Origin of the sequence: Pseudomonas sp. RL_105y_Pfl2_101, assembly GCF_963970585.1 — a bacterium.
In the GTDB taxonomy this organism is placed as follows: Bacteria; Pseudomonadota; Gammaproteobacteria; order Pseudomonadales; family Pseudomonadaceae; genus Aquipseudomonas.
This window is the reverse complement of record NZ_CAXAPG010000101.1, coordinates 1-2,169: the sequence shown is the minus strand read 5'-3', so window position 1 is coordinate 2,169 and position 2,169 is coordinate 1. Positions and strand designations below refer to the sequence as shown.

The 2,169-nt window shown below is 62.4% G+C and carries 1 protein-coding gene; it reads right to left on the bottom strand.

Annotated features, from left to right (window positions below; all coding sequences use genetic code 11):
• On the bottom strand, window positions 1–2,169 hold a 2,169-nt coding region (locus AACY31_RS28530; RefSeq protein WP_339505615.1), incomplete at both ends, for a condensation domain-containing protein.

Sequence of the window (2,169 nt, the reverse complement as noted above, 5' to 3'; positions counted from 1 at the left end):
CGAACAACCCATGGATCGTCTGTTGTCGCGGATAGTCCGCCTCGGTGGCGTTGAACGTCACCAACAACTTCTCGCTTTCCGACGTCGGCAGGATCGACACCTGCTGCAAGGGCAGGTCCGGCTGCTGTTCAAGCACCGCGACCAGACTTTCCAGCGTGTGTTGCACATAACCACAAAGCCGCTGCGCACCAATGCGCGCGGGGGTCATGACCGTAAAGCTGAATGCCTCGCCCTGGTCATCCACCGACAACATCAGCGGATAATTGGTCCGCTCCTCGCCACTGAGGATCTGGATGCCGCTCCAAGCCGACAATGCCTCGCTCGACACTGTGGTACCGGAGTGGCGATAGTTGAGCAAGGCGCTGAACAACGGCGTCGGCGCCTGCACACCGCTGCAGCGTTGCGCCAGCGCCAACGCGGCGTGTTCATGGCCCAGCAGTGCGGTCAAGCGGGCATGGGTCGCTTTCACCCCCGCACGAACCCCGGTTTGCCCGACACTCACTCGCAACGGCAAGGTATTGATGAACATCCCCAGCGCGCGGTCGGCCCCCTCACCGCCTTGCATCCGTCCGACCAATACCGTGCCGAACACCACATCGTCCTTGCCCGATATCTTGCCCAGGACTTGCGCCCAAACCAGGTGATACAAGCTCGCCGCGCTCACTCCCAAGTGACGCGCCTGGGCCCGCAGTCGACGACTCAGGTCGGCCTCGACTTCCTGGCGCACCTCCTCGAGGCCGCTGCCATCGCCTTGCACATCCTGCAAATCGAACGGCAACGTCGGCTCGTCGATGTCACCGAGCATTTCACGGAAGAAGGTTTCGTGCGCCTCACGGCTCACACCCAGGCGAGCCTGGGCCACGAAGTTGCGGTACGGCACCGACGCCGACAGCCGCTGCGCCTGACCGAGCATGTGCGCTTCGATTTCCGCCGACAGCACCGCCAGTGACGTGACGTCGTCCACCAGATGGTGAAACAACAGCATGCCCACCCAGCGTTGGTTCGCCAGGTCTTGCGCGTAGACAAGCCGCATCATCGGCGCCTTGCGAATGTCCAGGCGATAGAATCGCGGGTCGAAACGCTGGTGCAACTGCGTGGCGATGTCACCCTGCGCCGGATCCAGCGCAACCGGCTCGACACTCAGTGGCGCGTCTCGCCAGACCACCTGCATGGGTTCGGGCAAGCCTTCCCAGAGCACGCCAGTTCGCAGGATATCGTGCCGGGCAATGACGGCTTGCAGCGCATGGGCGAAATCTTCCAAGCGCGTGAACTGGTCGAAACCGAATATCACCTGTTGCAAATAGGGGTCGCCTTCGGCGGCGGCCAAATGGTGATAGAGAATGCCTTCCTGCAACGGCGCCAGGGCATAAATGTCTTGGACGTTACTTACACCGCCCGGCACCGCCGCGACGATCTGCTCTATCTCCGCTTGGGACAGCGCGGCCAGCGGCAGCATGTCCGGTGTGATGCGCGTGCAATCGGCCGGGATACCGTTGGCCGGCACCACGACGTCCCGGTAGCCACCGACGGCGGCAGCCAACGCGGCCAACGTCGGCTGGCCGAACAAGACCCGCACATCGACGCTCAGCTCGATCTGGCGCATGCGTTCGATCATTTTCACCGCCAACAGCGAGTGCCCGCCCAGTTCAAAGAAGTTGTCGTGGCGACCGACTTGTTCGAGCTTGAGCAAGTCCTCCCAGATCCGGGCAATGCTGGCTTCCACTTCTCCTTGTGGCGCCTCGTATTCACGGACGATCACTGCTGAATGATCCGGCGCTGGCAAGGTTTTGCGGTCGAGCTTGCCGTTGGGGGTCAGCGGCAGTGCATCGAGCCGCATGTAGGCAGCCGGCACCATGTATTCCGGCAATTGCCCTTGCAGATGGGTACGCAGGGTTTCGATATCCGCCATCTCCTCCACTGAGTGCGTGGTGAAATAAGCCACCAGGCGTTTCTCGCCCGGCACGTCTTCACGGGCCAGCACCACAGCTTCTTTCACCGCCTCATGCTGCGCCAGCCGCGCTTCGATCTCGCCCAACTCGATACGGAAACCGCGGATCTTCACTTGGTCATCGTTGCGCCCCAGGTACTCGATGTTGCCGTCCGGCAGGTAACGACCCAGGTCGCCGGTGCGGTACATCCGCGCATTTGCCGCGGTGCTGAACGGATCCC